The organism is Roseitalea porphyridii (genome assembly GCF_004331955.1).
Lineage (GTDB): Bacteria > Pseudomonadota > Alphaproteobacteria > Rhizobiales > Rhizobiaceae > Roseitalea > Roseitalea porphyridii.
Window position 1 is genome coordinate 921,991 of sequence record NZ_CP036532.1, and the last position, 14,910, is coordinate 936,900.

Genomic DNA, 14,910 nt, shown 5'->3' on the forward strand with positions numbered 1-14,910 from the left:
GATACCTCCGGAGTGTCGCCATGCTCGGCTATGTCCTGCGTCGCCTCGCGACGATGGTCCCGGTTCTGTTCATCGCCGTCACGGCGTGCTTCTTCATCCTGAGGCTGGCGCCCGGCGGGCCCTTCGACGGTGAGCGCCCGCTGCCGCCGGCGATCCTCGAAAACCTCGCCGCGCACTACAATCTCGACAAGCCGCTGATCCAGCAATATCTCATCTATGTCGGCAACGTGCTGCGCGGCGATCTCGGCCCGTCCTTCATCAACGAGGACTTCTCGGTCGCCGAGCAGATCGCCATCGGCCTTCCCTATACGATGATCGTCGGCGGACTGGCCTTCGTCGTCGCCATCGTGGTCGGCGTGATCTCCGGCGTCCTCGGCGCGCTCTATCAGAACCGCCTGCCGGACTATCTGTCCGCCGCGATCATCCTGATCGGGCTGATCCTGCCCAACTTTCTGATCGCGCCGATCCTGCAACTCATCTTCGGCGTCGAACTGGACTGGCTGCCGGTCGGCGGCTGGGGCGACGGCTCGTGGGAGTATCTGGTCCTTCCCGTCGTCGTGCTCGCCTGGAGCCATGCCGCGCGCATCTCGCGGCTGATGCGCGGCTCGATGATCGAGATCCTCAACGCCAACTTCATCCGCACCGCGCGCGCCAAGGGCATCGGTCCGCGCCTGATGATCACCCGTCACGCGATCCGGCCGGCGCTGATGCCGGTCGTCAGCTATCTCGGCCCGGCGGCCGGCTACCTTTTGACGGGCTCGCTGGTCGTCGAGCAGATCTTCGGCATTCCCGGCATCGGCCGCTTCTTCATCAATGCCGCGCTGAACCGCGACTACGGCATGGTTCTGGGCACCGTGATCTTCTACATGGTGCTGATCGTTGTCCTGAACCTGCTCGTCGACATCGCCTATGCCTGGCTCGATCCCAAGGTCCGGACCCGATGATCCTTTATTCCGCGCTGCGCGAGAACGCCGTCGACGATCTTGCCAACCATGTCGCAAGGGCGCCCAAGGGCCGCTCGCTGACCCAGGATGCGATGCGCCGACTGCGCAAGAACCACGCGGCCGTCGCCTCGCTGTTCCTGCTCGCCTTCATCGTCATCGCCGCGCTGATCGGCCCCTATCTGGTGCCCTACGACTACGAGACGCCCGACTGGAACGCCTTCCGCGCGCCGCCCTCGTTCGACACGGGCCACTATTTCGGCACCGACCAGAACGGCCGCGACCTTCTGGCGCGCACGCTCTACGGCACCCGCGTGTCGCTTCTGGTGGCGCTGGTCGCAACCGCCGTGTCGATGATCATCGGCGTGCTCTATGGCGCGGTGGCCGGCTATATGGGCGGACGCGTCGACCAGGCCATGATGCGCTTCGTCGACATCATGTACGCGCTTCCCTACATCCTGTTCGTCATCCTGCTCATGGTGATGTTCGGGCGCAACGTCTATCTGCTGTTCGCGGCCATCGGCATGATCGAGTGGCTGACGATGGCGCGCATCGTGCGGGGTCAGACGATCGCGCTGAAGGAGCGCGAATTCGTCGAGGCGGCGCGTGCGTCGGGCCAGCCCGCCTTCAGGATCATCACCCGCCACATCATCCCCAACCTCACCGGCCCGGTGATCATCTACGCGGCGCTGACCGTGCCCGAGATCATCGTCACCGAGAGCTTCCTGTCCTATCTGGGCTTTGGCGTGCAGGAGCCGCTTACCTCGCTGGGCACGCTCATCTCCGAGGGCGCCGACGTCATGGAGGTGATGCCCTGGCTGCTCCTGTTCCCCTCCATCTTCCTCGTCGCGCTGCTTCTGAGCCTGTTGTTCATCGGCGACGGCCTGCGCGACGCCTTCGATCCCAAGGACCGCTGACCCCGTGACGGCACAGCTCACACTGACCGACTACTCCGTGCGCTTCGACACGCCCGACGGCATGGTCAAGGCGGTCACGGAGATGAACCTGACGCTGCAGCAGGGTGAAAAGCTCGCCGTGGTCGGCGAGAGCGGGTCGGGCAAGAGCCAGTGCTGGCTCGGCGTGATGGGGCTTCTGGCCCACAATGCGCGCGTCACCGGCCGCGCCGAGTTCGGCGGCCGCAACCTGCTCGAGATGTCCTCGCGCCAGCTTGACCGGATCAGGGGCCGCGAGATGTCGATGGTCTTTCAGGACCCGATGACCGCGCTGAACGCGACGTTGCGCATCTCGCGCCAGCTCACCGAGCCGCTCGAGGTGCATTTCGGCATGGGCCGGGCCGCGGCCGAAAAACGCGCCATCGCCATGCTCGAGCGGGTCGGCATTCCCGACCCGGCCAAGCGCTTCCGGCTCTACCCGCACGAACTTTCGGGCGGCATGCGCCAGCGCGTCGTTATCGCCATGGCGCTGCTGGCCGAGCCCAAGGTGCTGATCGCCGACGAGCCGACCACCGCGCTCGACGTGACGATCCAGGCGCAGATCCTCGAACTGTTCCAGGAACTGGTCACCCAGATGGGCACGACGCTGGTGATCATCAGCCACGATCTTGGCGTCGTCGCGGGGCTCGCCGACCGGGTCGCGGTCATGTATGGCGGCCGCATTGTCGAGAATGCGCCGGTGGACGACCTCTTCGCACGGCCCGCCCATCCCTATGCGGAGGCGCTGCTGCATTCCATTCCGCGCGTCGACCGCGCCGAGAGCGAGATCAGGCCGATCGCCGGCCGGCCGCCGAGCCTCGTCGATCTGCCCGCCGGCTGCAGCTTTCATCCGCGCTGCGCCTATGCCGAGGACGCCTGTCAGGCGGCCGTGCCGCCGCTGGCCGATGTCGGACGGAACCGCACGGCGGCCTGCATCAAGCCGCTGAACGCGCCGCGCAAGCAGGAGGCGCTGGCCGATGAATGAAGCGCCAAGCCCATCGGGCGAGACCCGGGACGGCCCTCTGCTCGACGTTCAGGGGCTCGTCACCGAATTCGAGGTCTCGCAGGGCCTGTTCGCGCGTCCGGCGCGGCTGCGTGCGGTCAACCATGTCGACCTGACGCTGGAGCCCGGCGAGACGCTGGGCATCGTCGGCGAGAGCGGTTGCGGCAAGTCGACGCTCGGCCGTTCCATCATGCGCCTGATCGAGCCGACCGAAGGCCGCATCCTCTGGCAGGGCCGGTCGCTGACCGAGCTGACCGACGAGCAGATGCGCCTTGCGCGCCGCGACATGCAGATCATCTTCCAGGACCCGATCGCCTCGCTCGATCCGCGCATGACCGTCGGCCAGATCATCGCCGAGCCGCTGACCGTCTTCGAAAAGGGTCTGAGCCGTGCCGAGCGCACCGCGCGCGTGGTCGAGACCATGGACGCGGTCGGCCTTGCCCCCGAGATGATCAACCGCTTTCCGCACGAGTTCTCCGGCGGCCAGGCGCAGCGCATCGGCATCGCCCGCGCCATCGTCACGCGGCCAAGGCTCGTGGTCTGCGACGAGCCCGTCTCGGCGCTCGACGTGTCGATCCAGGCGCAGATCGTCACGCTGCTCAAGCGGCTGCAGGAGGAATTCAACCTCGCCTATCTGTTCATCAGCCACGATCTGTCGATCGTCCGGCTGATTTCGGACCGTATCCTCGTGCTCTATCTGGGCCAGGTGGTCGAGATCGGCGACGAGGATGCCGTGTTCGACAATCCCGCCCATCCCTACACGCAGGCGCTGCTGGCCGCCGCGCCCATTCCCGACCCGGTCATCGCGCGCCAGCGCCAGAGCCATCCGCTGATCGGCGATCCGCCATCGCCGCTTGATCCGCCGCCCGGATGCGTGTTCTCCAGCCGCTGTCCGCACGTGCACGACGCCTGCCGCAAGGCCCAGCCCGACCTGCGCACCGCCCCGACGGGACAGAAAGCGGCCTGCGTTCTGGTCGACGAGACCAGCGTGCCGAAACTGCCGGAAGGACAATAGGGCAGGGCGCTCAGGAGATGAGCGACCAGAGCCCCGCACCGATCAGCCACAGCGCCAGGCCGAACGTCGCCAGCGCGGCGATGCCGAAGCCGACGAAGCGCTGCCACAGTGGCGCCCGCTTCTGGATGAAGTGCCAGGCGTGCAGGGCCCGGCCGATCACGAACGCCAGTCCGAGCCCGTGCACGGCGACGAGGGGCACGACCGTCAACGCGCCGATCGCCAGCATGATCAGGAACAGCGGCATGTTCTCGGCGGCGTTGGCCTGTCCGCGCATGATCTTCGCCAGGTGCTTGTTGCCGCCATCGCCGACGGCGATCATGTGGGCGCGTCGCAGCGTGCCGATGGCGTTTGCGAGCCAGAACATGATCAGCATGCACAGGCCGGCATAAAGGCCGGTGGCCGTGAGCGCGGGGTCGGTCATGGTGTCTCTCTTGCGGCGGTTGGTGCGGGCGTCTGCTTAGCCTGCTTTGATGTTGAGCACACGACGAATTGAGCCCGGATTGATCGCTGGCCCTGTTTTTCAACGTCAATTGGCCTACAACCCTCACAAACACTTTTCCGTTGACCGTCCGCAAGAGGACCGCCGGTGTTCAAATCCTTCTTCCCCCAGCCCAAGCCCTTTTTCCTTTCCGCCCTGGCCTGGACCGCGATCGTCATGATCGGCTGGTACGCCGGCCTTGGCCGGCTCGGCGCCTCGATCGGTCTCGGCATCACCGCCGAAGGCGAGGAACCTGTCATCGGCCTCGGCCATTTCCTGACGCCCGAGTTTCTCTGGTTTTACGTCTATTACGGGATCGCCGTCGCCCTGTTTGCGGCCTATTGGCACCGGCGCGCGCACCATCCCTGGGAGATGTGGTCGATCCTCGGCTCGGCCCTGATCCTGTTCGTGACCTATTTCAACGTGCAGGTCTCGGTCGCCATCAACAACTGGCGCCGGCCGTTCTTCGACGGCGTCCAGGAGGCGCTGACCGAGGGCTCGACGGTCACGGCGGCCGACCTGTTCGGCCTGATCCTGATCTTCGCGCAACTCGCCTTCCTGTTCATCGCGGTCATCGTCGTCTTCCGCTTCTATGTCAGTCACTGGATCTTCCGCTGGCGCACCGCGATGAACGACTACTACATGGCCCGCTGGAAGCAGGTCCGGCACATCGAGGGCGCCTCCCAGCGCGTGCAGGAAGACACGATGCGCTTTGCCGGAATCATGGAGGGCCTGGGCGTTTCCGCCGTCGACGCGGTGATGACGCTGATCGCGTTCTTGCCGGTCCTGTGGACCCTTTCGCAGTATGTGACCGAACTGCCGATCGTCGGCGAGATCCCCGCGCCGCTGTTCACCGCGGCGATCGTCTGGTCCCTGTTCGGGACCGGCATGCTGGCGCTGGCCGGCATCCGCCTGCCGGGTCTTGAGTTCAAGAACCAGCGCGTCGAGGCGGCCTACCGGAAGGAACTGGTCTATGGCGAGGACCGCGCCGAGCGGGCCCAGCCGCCGACCGTCCGCGACCTGTTCGGCGATGTCCGGCGCAACTATTTCCGGCTCTATCTGGAATACATGTATTTCAACGTGTTCCGCTTCGCCTACCTTCAGGCGGACAACATCTTCGTCTATATCCTGCTGATCCCGACGATCGTCGTCGGTGCGTCGGTGGGCTTCACCTTCGGCATCCTCCAGCAGATCCTGACCGCCTTCAACCAAGTGTCGAACTCGTTCCAGTATCTGGTCAATTCCTGGACGACGATCGTCGAGCTTCTGTCGATCTACAAGCGGCTGCAGTCGTTCGAGGCGGCGATCGACGACAAGGATCTGCCGGACATCGATCGCGAATGGCTCGAGATCCACGGCGCCGGCGGCGGCGAAGCCGATGTCGAGACGGTGGGCAGCGGGGTGTAGGCGGGCTTCGAGCTGTTGCGGCTGGCGCGGCGGCTCTCACACTTGCGGCGCTACGGGCTGGTTCGAGCCTGGCTCGACAGACAGTGACCGGGCCCGGTGCTCAGATCCCATCCCATTAATGGGTAAGGAGTAGAGGCTTGCGCGCGAAAGCACGTGGCTATCGCGATTCTTACCCCCACCCTTCATCCCTCCCAAGCAAGCGTGGGAGGGAGGACGTGAACATCGCATCTTGCTTCCGATTGCGGTGCCAGGTGCCGGCTTGGCAGGTGAAGCTGATGATCGAAGTCCCCCTCCCACATCTATGGGGGAGGGGTGAGGGGTGGGGGCTACACTCGTGAGCCAGACGTCGGCCCTGCCGTCACCCCCGCCGGCGGCCGCGCCGCTCGCGCTTGGGCGCCGCTTCGCCGTCGGCCGCCGGGCTGTTGACCAGCGGTCCGATCCGCTCGACGATGATCTCGCGCGTCAAGGCGCCGTTCTTCCGGTGTTCGTCCAGCGCCGTGCGCATCGCCTTCAGATGTTCGAACGAGGTGCCGCAGCAGCCGCCGATGATCTGCGCGCCGCCATCGATCGCAAGCCGCACATAGTCGGCCATCAGTTCGGGCGTGCCCGAATAGACGATGTTCTCGCCCTGGAACTCCGGGATGCCGCAATTGCCCTTGACGATGATCGTCGCGTCCGGGGCGCCTTCGCGCATGTCGATCAGCGAGGACAGGATGTCAGAGGCGCCGACCCCGCAATTTGCGCCGACCGCTGCCGGCTTCCTCGAAACCGGGTCGAACACGTGCGCGATGTTCTTCGGATGCAGCCCCATCATCGACTTGCCGGCCGTGTCGAACGAGGCGGTGCAGGTATAGGCCATGCCCTCGGCGCCGGCCGCTTCGGCGGCGGCGCGCATCTCGTCGGGCGCCGACATGGTCTCGATCCAGATCACGTCCGCGCCGCCCGCCTTCAATCCGGCGACCTGCTCGCGGAACGCATCGACCGCGTCGTCGTAGGTAAGCTTGCCGAGCGGAACCAGCAGTTCACCGGTCGGGCCGACCGAACCGGCGACGATCACCTTGCGCGGGGCGACGTCGGCCACCTTGCGGGCGATTTCGGCGGCCGCCCTGTTGAGTTCGTGCACCCGGTCCTGCGCATGGTGCAGCTTGAGCCGGTGGCGCGTGCCGCCGAACGAATTGGTCAGGATGATATCGGAGCCGGCGTCGACGAAACCCTGATGCAGCGCCACGATCTTCTCGGGCGCCTCGATGTTCCACAACTCCGGCGCGTCACCCGATTCAAGACCCATCGCGAACAGGTTCGTACCGGTGGCGCCATCGGCGAGCAGCACGCCCTTTTCGGCGATCAGGGCGGCGAGTGGATTGTCGGCGGTCATGGACGGCTCCGGTCACGCGGGAAATCGCATAACCACATAAAGAAGTCTTTATGTCATTGCAATCGCGATCCTGCGATCAGGACGAAGCCGTAGAGGACCGGACGATCCGGCCGTAGCGCGCATAGTCCCGGTAGAGCGATCTGAAATGCGCCTGCGCCCCGTGCGCGGCGGCGACCTGGGCCATGACCGCTCCGAGATCGGCGCGCGGGGCGACGTGGAACTTGGCGAGCCAGCCATGCAGCGCCTTTCCGAACCAGCCCGGCAATCCGTCCTGCTGACCGAAATCGACAACATGCAGTTCGCCCCCCGGCGCCACCACCTCCATCGCGTGGGCGATCGCTTCCTTCCAGACCGGGATCATCGATACCGAATAGGAGATGAAGACGCGGTCGAAGCTTTTGACGCCGAACAGCGTTTCGGGATCGAAATCGGTCGCATCGCCCTCGGCGAGCGTAACCCGGTCCTGAAGGCCCTTGCGCGCAATGGTCGTCTGCGCCGACTTGAGCATCTGGGCCGAGATGTCGAACCCGTAGAGCCGGGCATGAGTATAGTGGCGCGCAGCCAGCGCCAGATTGCGGCCGGTGCCGCACGCCACTTCGAGCACCGTGCCGCCGGCCGGAACGCCGAGTTCGCCGATCATGTGGTCGCGGCCGAGCAGATAGTATTTGCGCGTCAGATCATAGATGTGGCGCTGGTTGCGGTAGACCGCATCCATCAGCCGGGAGTGGCTGGCGGTGTCCGTGTCCGTCACCGATCAATCCCTCAGCGTGTAGAGGTGGAATCCGCCATAGATCGCCGAGCGGTCCTTGCGGTGCAGGTCGGCCGAACGCTCGGCATGATAGTCCCAGCGGCCGAGCAGGCTGTCCGAAACCCGGCCGGGCAGGATCGTCTCGATGCCGGCGGTGCGGAAGATGACCCGCGCGCCGGGGCGGGCGGTGCGGGTGATCTGCGTCCACAGATCGTTGAGCTGGGCGTCCGTCATCCAGTCCTGCGCGTCGAGCAGCACATAGCAATCCTTCGACGCGGCGGGCGCGTCGCTCAGGAAGTCGGTCAGAGTCCTGTTCCGGATCGAGGCCTTGTGCGCATTGGCGCGCACCGTCTCGAAGTTCTCCCGCTGCAGGTACGGCGGCAGCGGCCCTTCTCCGGAAGGGTCATAGCCGCGGTTGAAGGCGGCCCATGCGAAGTAATTGTCCCTGACAGGGAAATCGCACATCAGCGCGCGCGTCCGCTCGGTCAGCACGGCGTGCATGTCGCCGTCGGCCGCGCTTGCCAGCGCCTCATACTGCTGGGGCGGAATACCGAGGCCGAACAGCGAGGCGCGGTTGAGCGTGATCCAGCGGATGACACGGCTGTCGATGGCCGGCCTCACCTTGTCTTCGAAGAAGCGCTTCTGCTCGTCGAGATCGCGGCAGCGCACGAACCCGGTCAGGTCGACCCCGTTCAGCCGGGCGATCCGGTGGGCCCAGGAAATGAACAGGCCGAGCGCGCCGTAGCGGTAGAAGCCCCTTTCGAACATGGCGATGCGCCGGCCCGTCACCCCCATGCGGCCGTTCCAGTAATCGACGGTGGCGACGTCGAGATGCGGCGCCAGATGGCGGTCGAACAGGTCGGCATTGCCTTGCACATCGGCCCGGCCGAACATCCGGAAGAACGCCTCGTGGTCCGGCAGGTGCACCGGCGCCGCATATTTGAGCCGGTTGAGCGCGATATGGGCGGGAGACAGATCGACCGCCTCCACCGAGGCCGGCCCGGCGGTCAGATAGCTCATCACGTTGCAGCCGCCCGAGGCGATGGCGACGATCGCATCGTCCGGACCGATCTCGAGCGCCTCCATGTCGACCACCGGGTCTTCCCAGATCTGCGCGTAGACGAGCCCGGTGAAGGTGTGCGCGAAGAGCCGCTCGAGCAGCCCGGTTACGCTCAGCGCGCTGTTCTGCTGGACGGCGCCCCCGAGCTGGGTGCGGACGGTTGGGTTTGCGGAAGGCGAGCCCATCTTGGTCGGGTTCCTCTGGATTGCGCGTGTCGATGAGGGCCGGTGGCCCCGGCCCGGCGGGTCAGGCAGCGCGCGGCTTGACTTTTGCAGGCTTGCCGGCCTTGGCCGCCCGCAGATCGATGAGCTTCGCCCGGCGGCGGGCGCGGGCGATCTCGACCCAGTCGATCAGCACCATCTCGCCCGTTTCGGTCTCCGCGATCGCCGTGCAGCTTTCCACCCAGTCGCCCGTGTTCACGTAGCGGATGCCCGCCTGCGACTTGATGGCGGCGTGGTGGATATGCCCGCAGATGACGCCGTCCACCCGGCTGCGTCGGGCTTCGGCGGCGAGCGCCTCCTCGAACGCGCCGATGAAGTTGACCGCCTGCTTGACCTTCAGCTTGAGCCATCTGGACAGCGACCAGTACTGGCCACCCCACAGGCGCTTGACGCGGTTGAACCAGCCGTTGAACCACAGCGCCGCCGTGTAGGCCCAGTCGCCGATATGGGCGAGCCACTTGGCGTTGCGCACCACCATGTCGAACTGGTCGCCATGGATGACGAGATACCGCGTGCCGTCGGCCGTCTCGTGGATGTCGCGGTCCCGAACGTCGATCCCGCCGAAGTGCGAACCCAGATAGGAGCGCATCACCTCGTCATGATTGCCGGGAATGTAGATGATCTCGGTGCCCTTGCGCGCCTTGCGAAGAAGCTTCTGGACGACGTCGTTGTGGGTCTGCGGCCAGTACCAACCCTTCTTCAGGCGCCAGCCGTCGAAGATGTCCCCGACCAGATAGATCCGGTCGGCATCGTGCTCGCGCAGGAAATCGATGAGCATTTCGGCCTGACAGCCGCGTGTTCCAAGATGGATGTCGGACAGAAACAGCGTCCGGAACCGCTGCGGCTCGTTCATGGTCAGTCCCACCAAAGCTCGTTTGACATCGCTGAATCAGATTCGTGTGTCAGCCATGTGACCCACACCGTTGTTCCGTCTACGCAAAATGTGGAAACTCGGATCGCACGGGCGATGCGGGAGCGTGACCCGTCCGATGCCCGATCCCCTCCGGCTTGTCAAAGATGATCCGCCGCGTTTCCGGACGCGGCGGGGGAGTGGACGACTGTGCGACCGCGTCGGCGTCAGGCGACCCCGCGCATGCGCTTGCCTTCCGGATCGAAGGGCGGTTCGACCGCGATCACCGCCGGACGGCGCACGCCCAGAACCTCGATCTCGAACAGTCCAGTATCCCCATGCTCGGAGAGCGGAGCGGGCACATAGCCCTGCGCCATCGACTTGCCGACGCCGTGCGCAAAGCCGCCCGATGTCACCCAGCCGACGACGCGCCAGTCGCCATCGGTGATCGTCGCCATGCCGGGCGGCTCGATCGTCTCGCCCGAACCGTTGAAGCGGCGCGGACCGACCTCGTGCGGTGGCGCGACCGTGCCGTAGTCGGTTTCGCCGACCTTCGCCCAGATCGGCTCGTCATGCATCACGTCGGCCGTGTCGGCATCGATCATGAACGACACGCGGCGCAGCTTCGGCCCCTGCTCCTTTTCGCGGGCGGCGGCCTCGCGGCCGATGAAATCGTTCTTGGACAGCTTGACGAACCGGTCCATCGACCCCTCGAACGGGCCGTAGATCGGCCGCAGTTCGTGGCCCCAGGTCGGGAAGTTCTTCTCGAGCCGCATCGACAGAAGTGCCCGCATGCCGAAGTCGCGGATACCGAACTCGGCGCCGGCCTGCTTGATGTCGGTGTAGAGCTTGCGCAGATAGGCCGGCTCGCACCACAATTCATAGCCCAGATCGCCCGTGTAGGAGATGCGGCTGACGATGCAGGGCGAGCCCTGCACGTCGATCTCGCGGCTGTCCATGAAGCGGAAAGCCTCGTTCGACACATCGGTGTCGGTGAGTTTCTGCAGGACGGCGCGGCTGTTGGGTCCGGCGATAGAAAGGCCCATCAGCGTCATGCCGAAGCGCCGCACGGCGACCGAGCCGTCCCCTGGCAGGTGCTTTTCAAACCAGCGCATGTGATAGACCTGCGCCGCCGACGAACCCCAGATCATGAAGCGGTTCTCGCCCAGCTTGGCGATGGTGAAGTCGCCGATCAGCTTGCCGAACTCGTTCAGCATCGGGGTCAGCACCATGCGCCCGGTCTTCGGCATGGTGTTGGTCATCAGGTGCGACAGGAAGGCCTCGGCGCCTTCGCCGGTAACCTCGTATTTGGCGAAGTTCGACACCTCCGTGATGCCGACATTGTCGCGGACGTTCTTCACCTCGGCGGCGACGTGATCGAAATCGTTCGACCGGTGGAAGCTGACGACATCGTGCGCCTCCTCGGCCGATGGCGCGTACCATAGCGGCGTTTCAAGCGCCCATGAATCGCCCATGACGGCATGGTTCTGGGCGACCTGGATATCGTAGATCGGCGTGGTCTGGTGCGGCCGGGCGGCGGGCAGTTCCTCGTTGGGATAGCGGATCCGGAAGCGGCGCGAATAGTTCTCGCGCACCTTGGCGTTGGTGTAGCGCAGGGTGGCCCAGTCGCCGAAGCGGGCGACGTCCATGCCCCAAACGTCGGCGCCCGGATCGCCATGCACCATCCAGTTGGCGAGCGTCAGCCCGACGCCGCCGCCCTGGCTGAAGCCGGCCATCACCGCGCAGGCCGACCAGTAATTGGTCAGGCCCCGCACCGGCCCGACCAGCGGATTGCCGTCGGGCGCGAACGTGAAGGGCCCGTTTATGATCTGCTTGATGCCGGCCTTCTCGAACGGCGGGAAATGCGCAAAGCCGATCTCCAGCGACGGCGCGATACGATCAAGGTCCGGCGCCAGCAGCTCGTGGCCGAAATCCCATGGCGTGTTCACCGGCGACCAGGGCCGGCAGGCCTGCTCGTAGGTGCCCAGCAGCATGCCGTTGCGTTCCTGGCGCGTGTAGATCTCGCCGGCAAAATCGACCGCATGGATCAGTTCGCGGCCGTAGCGCTCGTTGAATTCAAGCACCTCGGGCATGTCTTCGGTCAGAAGATACATGTGCTCCATGGCGAGCAGCGGCAGTTCGAGCCCGACCATGCGGCCCACCTCGCGCGCCCAAAGACCGCCCGCATTGACCACATGCTCGGCGCGCACCGTGCCCTGCTCGGTGATCACGTTCCACGTGCCGTCGACGTCCTGCGTCAGCTCCCTGACCGGATTGCGCAGGACGATCTCGGCGCCAAGGTTCCGTGCGGCCCGCGCATAGGCGTGCGTCGTGCCCGAAGGATCGAGATGGCCCTCGACCGGGTCCCACAGCGCGCCGACGAACTGGCTCTCGTCCATCAGCGGGAACATCGCCTTGGCCTCGGACGGGGTGATCAGTTCGGTCTGCATGCCAAGATGGCGCCCCTTGGCGTGCAGCGTGCGCAGGAAATCCATCCGCTCGGGGCTCTCGGCCAGCATCACGCCGCCGGTCAGGTGCAGCCCGCAGGACTGGCCGGAGACCTTTTCGAGTTCGTCATAGAGCCCGACCGTGTAGGCCTGCAGCTTGGCGACGTTCGGGTCGCCGTTGAGCGTGTGAAAGCCGCCCGCCGCGTGCCAGGACGAGCCCGATGTCAGTTCCGAGCGCTCGATCAGCATGATGTCGGTCCAGCCGGCCTTGGCCAGATGATAGAGCACCGAGCAGCCGACGACCCCGCCTCCGATGACGACGACACGCGTGGATGTTTTCATGATGACTTCCTTGTCAGGCGCATTTGTTCACGATATATTCCATTCCGAAAGAGGAATGGCGTCGATGACCGAGGATCAGTTTCAGAGCCTGAAGTCGATGATCGAGGCGATGAGCGCCCGCATGGAGGCGCGCTTCGAACAGGTGGACAGGCGTTTCGAGCAGGTCGACAAGCGCTTCGAACACGTCGACGAACGCCTGACCGGGATCGACAAGGATCTGATGCGCATCGATGCCGTTCTGGCGACGAAGCCGGATACCGGCGCGATCTACGCGGTCGCCTTCACGATGATGGTCGGCACGGTCGGCATGGTCTTCGGCGCCGTGCTTGTCGCCAATGCGCTGGGCTGGCTGAACTGACCGTTCGCACGTCATCTCAAAAGTCCGTCGGCGCGCCGCCTTCCTGTTTGCGGCGGGCGACGAAGTCCTCCAGTTCCTCGCGGATCGCCGCGTCCATCGGTGGCGGCTCGAATTCGGCGAGAATCTGCTTCCAGATCCGGTTGGCCCGCTCGACGGTCTGAACCGCGCCGCGATCGCGCCAGTTCTCGTAATTGCTCCAGTCGGACAGAAACGGCGCGTAGAAGGCGGTCTCGTAGCGGTCCTGCGTATGCTGGATGCCGAAGAAATGCCCGCCCTGGCCGACTTCGGCGATCGCCTCGAGCGCGATCTCGTCGGCGTCCCATTTCACCGGCTTCATATAGGCGATGAGCTGCTGGACCTGCTCGCAGTCGATGATGAATTTCTCGTAGGACGCGCACAGCCCGCCCTCCAGCCAGCCGGCGGCGTGATAGACCACGTTCGTGCCCGAGGTGATCGCCGCGAACAGCGAATGGGCGCTCTCCCAGGTCGCCTGGTTGTCGGGGGCGTTCGAGACGCAAGTGTTCGACGAGCGCAGCGGCAGGCCGTAATGGCGGGCCATCTGCCCGGTCATCTGCGTCGTCCGGATATAGTCGGGCGTGCCGAACGCCGGCGCGCCGGTCTTCATGTCGACGTTGGACGAGAACGTGCCGATCGCGCACGGGCAGCCCGGATTGATCGTCTGGATCAGCGCGATGGCGCACAGCGATTCCGCCAGCGACTGGGCGACCGTGCCGGCCAGCGTGATCGGGCTCATCGCGCCGGCCAGCGTGAACGGGGTGACGATGGTCGGCTGACCGCGCCGCGCCAGCCGCATCAGCCCGTCGATCATCGGCCAGTCATGCTTGAGCGGCGAGGTCGAATTGATGTTGGTGTACATGCGCGGCGTGGCGTCGAACTCGTCATGGGTCAGCCCGCCGGCGATGCGCACCATCTCCATGACGTCCTCGACCCGCTCGGAGCCGAGCGAATAGGCGTGCACGACCTTGTCGGTCAGCGTCAGCTTGTCATAGAGGCAGTCCAGATGCCGGATCGAGGGATGCAGGTCCATCGGCTCGACCGGATAGCCGCCGGCGAAATGCAGGCAGTTGAAATACTGCGTCAGCTTGATGAGGTCCTGATAGGCCGCGCGATCGCCGGTGCGGCGCCCCCGGTCGAGGTCCGAGCAGCTTGGCGGAGAGGAGACGTTGCCGAACACGATATGGTCGCCGCCGATCGTGATCCGGCGCGCTTCGTTGCGCGGCGTCAGCGTGAAGGCGCCCGGCGCCAGCGCAATCTTCTCCATGATGAAGTCGCGGCCGAACCGCACGCGCGCGCTGTCGGGCGTCTCCCTGTCGATCAGGCAGCCCTCGCTGCGGAAGATCTCGACCGCCTCGCGGTTGAGGAACTCGACGCCGACCTCCTCGAGAATGCGCATCGTGCCGTCATGGATCGCCTCGACGCCTTCGGGCGGCAGCGGTTCGATCGGCCTGTCGCTGTTGACGGGGACTTCCCATGGCATCTGCCGGATCGCAGCACCGCCGCGCCGCTGGTTGCCCGCGCGGCCGCCGCGCTTGAGGCGCTTTGGCGGCTCCGGAACGGCTTCGCTGATCAAGGTGTCCATGCGGGTCTCCCTGACCCGACACTGTCGCCCCGGCCTGCAACCATCACGATCAATTCTTCGACCTACAGGGCTGGCAATGCGACATCGGAGCCGTGCCGCCATGGTGATCACGACGCGCGGTTGACGCTTCAAG

General features: G+C 65.5%; 13 protein-coding genes. 6 read left to right on the forward strand and 7 right to left on the reverse strand.

The window, feature by feature from the left end; genetic code table 11:
- Nucleotides 1-20: 20 nt before the first annotated feature.
- From E0E05_RS04415 to E0E05_RS04430, 4 genes are all read left to right on the forward strand, one after another.
- Nucleotides 21-944, forward strand: coding sequence for an ABC transporter permease subunit (locus E0E05_RS04415; protein WP_131615620.1), 924 nt, complete (start codon nucleotides 21-23; stop codon nucleotides 942-944).
- Entirely contained in the window at nucleotides 941-1,858 is a 918-nt protein-coding gene (locus tag E0E05_RS04420) for an ABC transporter permease (protein WP_131615621.1), read from the forward strand. The genes E0E05_RS04415 and E0E05_RS04420 overlap by 4 nt, the downstream gene beginning before the upstream one ends.
- 61 nt (nucleotides 1,859-1,919) lie before the next feature.
- Entirely contained in the window at nucleotides 1,920-2,858 is a 939-nt protein-coding gene (locus E0E05_RS04425; protein ID WP_131617889.1) for an ABC transporter ATP-binding protein, read from the forward strand.
- Complete coding sequence (locus E0E05_RS04430) at nucleotides 2,851-3,891, forward strand: ABC transporter ATP-binding protein (protein ID WP_131615622.1); 1,041 nt, start codon at nucleotides 2,851-2,853, stop codon at nucleotides 3,889-3,891. Before E0E05_RS04425 ends, E0E05_RS04430 begins: the two co-directional genes overlap by 8 nt.
- A gap of 10 nt (nucleotides 3,892-3,901) precedes the next feature.
- Here the strand turns inward: E0E05_RS04430 and E0E05_RS04435 are convergent, their stop codons facing one another.
- The gene (locus E0E05_RS04435; RefSeq protein ID WP_131615623.1) at nucleotides 3,902-4,312 is read right to left on the reverse strand and encodes an MAPEG family protein; all 411 of its coding nucleotides are present in this window, start codon (nucleotides 4,310-4,312) and stop codon (nucleotides 3,902-3,904) included.
- Between the two features lie 165 nt (nucleotides 4,313-4,477).
- Here E0E05_RS04435 and sbmA point away from each other — a divergent pair, with 165 nt between their 5' ends.
- Nucleotides 4,478-5,776: a peptide antibiotic transporter SbmA gene (gene sbmA, locus E0E05_RS04440; protein WP_131615624.1), complete on the forward strand. Its 1,299-nt coding sequence runs from the start codon at nucleotides 4,478-4,480 to the stop codon at nucleotides 5,774-5,776.
- 358 nt (nucleotides 5,777-6,134) lie between these two features.
- On the opposite strand, the gene bmt is transcribed toward sbmA, so the two are convergent.
- From bmt to E0E05_RS04465, 5 genes are all read right to left on the reverse strand, one after another.
- Nucleotides 6,135-7,151, reverse strand: a complete 1,017-nt coding sequence (gene bmt / locus E0E05_RS04445) for a betaine--homocysteine S-methyltransferase (protein ID WP_131615625.1) — start codon at nucleotides 7,149-7,151, stop codon at nucleotides 6,135-6,137.
- Between the two features lie 76 nt (nucleotides 7,152-7,227).
- Nucleotides 7,228-7,866 (reverse strand): class I SAM-dependent methyltransferase, encoded by a 639-nt coding sequence (locus E0E05_RS04450; protein WP_131617890.1) that lies wholly within the window; start codon nucleotides 7,864-7,866, stop codon nucleotides 7,228-7,230.
- Nucleotides 7,867-7,905: 39 nt separating this feature from the next.
- Nucleotides 7,906-9,144, reverse strand: a complete 1,239-nt coding sequence (locus E0E05_RS04455; RefSeq protein ID WP_131615626.1) for a BtaA family protein — start codon at nucleotides 9,142-9,144, stop codon at nucleotides 7,906-7,908.
- A 61-nt stretch (nucleotides 9,145-9,205) separates the two neighbouring features.
- Complete coding sequence (locus E0E05_RS04460; RefSeq protein WP_131615627.1) at nucleotides 9,206-10,033, reverse strand: UDP-2,3-diacylglucosamine diphosphatase; 828 nt, start codon at nucleotides 10,031-10,033, stop codon at nucleotides 9,206-9,208.
- Nucleotides 10,034-10,257: 224 nt separating this feature from the next.
- Entirely contained in the window at nucleotides 10,258-12,819 is a 2,562-nt protein-coding gene (locus tag E0E05_RS04465) for a GcvT family protein (RefSeq protein WP_131615628.1), read from the reverse strand.
- 64 nt (nucleotides 12,820-12,883) lie between these two features.
- On the opposite strand from E0E05_RS04465, the gene E0E05_RS04470 reads away from it, so the two are divergent.
- A complete protein-coding gene (locus E0E05_RS04470; protein ID WP_131615629.1) occupies nucleotides 12,884-13,177 on the forward strand; it encodes a hypothetical protein in 294 nt (97 codons plus the stop codon).
- Nucleotides 13,178-13,193: 16 nt separating this feature from the next.
- Here E0E05_RS04470 and E0E05_RS04475 read toward each other — a convergent pair whose 3' ends face one another.
- Nucleotides 13,194-14,777, reverse strand: a complete 1,584-nt coding sequence (locus tag E0E05_RS04475; RefSeq protein ID WP_131615630.1) for a trimethylamine methyltransferase family protein — start codon at nucleotides 14,775-14,777, stop codon at nucleotides 13,194-13,196.
- Nucleotides 14,778-14,910 lie beyond the last annotated feature (133 nt).

Bases quoted from the DNA above. Each gene is read 5' to 3' on its own strand.
- E0E05_RS04415 (WP_131615620.1), top strand. From the start codon at position 21: ATGCTCGGCTATGTCCTGCGTCGCCTCGCGACGATGGTCCCGGTTCTG.
- E0E05_RS04420 (WP_131615621.1), top strand. From the start codon at position 941: ATGATCCTTTATTCCGCGCTGCGCGAGAACGCCGTCGACGATCTTGCC.
- E0E05_RS04425 (WP_131617889.1), top strand. From the start codon at position 1,920: ATGGTCAAGGCGGTCACGGAGATGAACCTGACGCTGCAGCAGGGTGAA.
- E0E05_RS04430 (WP_131615622.1), top strand. From the start codon at position 2,851: ATGAATGAAGCGCCAAGCCCATCGGGCGAGACCCGGGACGGCCCTCTG.
- E0E05_RS04435 (WP_131615623.1), bottom strand. From the start codon at position 4,312: ATGACCGACCCCGCGCTCACGGCCACCGGCCTTTATGCCGGCCTGTGC.
- bmt (WP_131615625.1), bottom strand. From the start codon at position 7,151: ATGACCGCCGACAATCCACTCGCCGCCCTGATCGCCGAAAAGGGCGTG.
- E0E05_RS04450 (WP_131617890.1), bottom strand. From the start codon at position 7,866: ATGGATGCGGTCTACCGCAACCAGCGCCACATCTATGATCTGACGCGC.
- E0E05_RS04455 (WP_131615626.1), bottom strand. From the start codon at position 9,144: ATGGGCTCGCCTTCCGCAAACCCAACCGTCCGCACCCAGCTCGGGGGC.
- E0E05_RS04460 (WP_131615627.1), bottom strand. From the start codon at position 10,033: ATGAACGAGCCGCAGCGGTTCCGGACGCTGTTTCTGTCCGACATCCAT.
- E0E05_RS04465 (WP_131615628.1), bottom strand. From the start codon at position 12,819: ATGAAAACATCCACGCGTGTCGTCGTCATCGGAGGCGGGGTCGTCGGC.
- E0E05_RS04470 (WP_131615629.1), top strand. From the start codon at position 12,884: ATGACCGAGGATCAGTTTCAGAGCCTGAAGTCGATGATCGAGGCGATG.
- E0E05_RS04475 (WP_131615630.1), bottom strand. From the start codon at position 14,777: ATGGACACCTTGATCAGCGAAGCCGTTCCGGAGCCGCCAAAGCGCCTC.